This is a genomic window from Morganella sp. Je.2.23 (genome assembly GCF_051129855.1).
GTDB classification, from domain to species: Bacteria; Pseudomonadota; Gammaproteobacteria; order Enterobacterales; family Enterobacteriaceae; genus Morganella; species Morganella sibonii.
The window spans coordinates 1-915 of sequence record NZ_JBCPSQ010000027.1; the positions used below are offsets into that span (position 1 = coordinate 1).

Consider the following 915-nt stretch of genomic DNA (forward strand, 5'->3'; position numbering starts at 1 on the left):
TGATACTGAATAATACCGCTGTCGACCTGTCGCACAGATTGTCCGATACCGGTTACTCAACACTGAGTATCGCCAATCTCAGCGGCAACGGCACATTCACACTGCGTACCGATATTGTCGGTGACGGTGATGGTGTCAATAACGCCGGTGACAAAGTGGTAATAACCGGCACCAGTGCCGGTGATCATTCATTAACTGTATTAAACCGCGGCAGCCTGGCAACAACCGGTAATGAAATTCTGACCGTTGTGGAAACCGCAGACGGCGCAGCTAATTTCACCTCCGCATCTGAAGTCGAGTTAGGCGGTTATCTGTATGATGTACGTAAAAACGGCAATAACTGGGAACTGTATTCATCAGGTGCCTACGTTCCGCCGGAACCGGAAAAGCCAAAACCACCGATCACCACCACAGCCGATGCTGGCGGTAACTTCCTGAATGTGGGCTATCTGATTAACTACGCAGAGACCCAGACACTGATGCAGCGTATGGGCGACCTGCGCCGGAACGGCGGAGAACATAATGCATGGCTGAGAGGCTTCGGCGGTAAATTCAATTCCTTTGCCGGCGGTAAAATGAGCGGATTCGACATGACCTACGGCGGTACACAGCTGGGCTTTGATAAACGTATCTCTCCGGATACACCGCTGTATATCGGTACCTTTGCAGGCTTAACGCAGGGCTCACCGGATTACCGTGGCGGGGACGGTACTGTCCGCTCATACCATCTGGGGCTTTACACCACTTATATGGCGGATAACGGTTTCTATGTTGATGGTATTGCCAAGGTTTCCCGGCTGAAAAATAAATTCAGTGTCTCGGACAGCCAGAACAGTAATGTCAGCGGCGACGGCAGCTCAACAGGAATCAGTGTGTCAGCAGAAGCTGGCCGGAAATTCAGCCTGAGCCAGACCG

1 protein-coding gene is annotated in these 915 nt (G+C 51.9%); it reads left to right on the plus strand.

What is annotated here, in order from left to right:
* The coding region (locus AAZR23_RS20700) for an autotransporter outer membrane beta-barrel domain-containing protein (protein WP_434694503.1) at positions 1-915 on the plus strand (915 nt) is incomplete at both ends.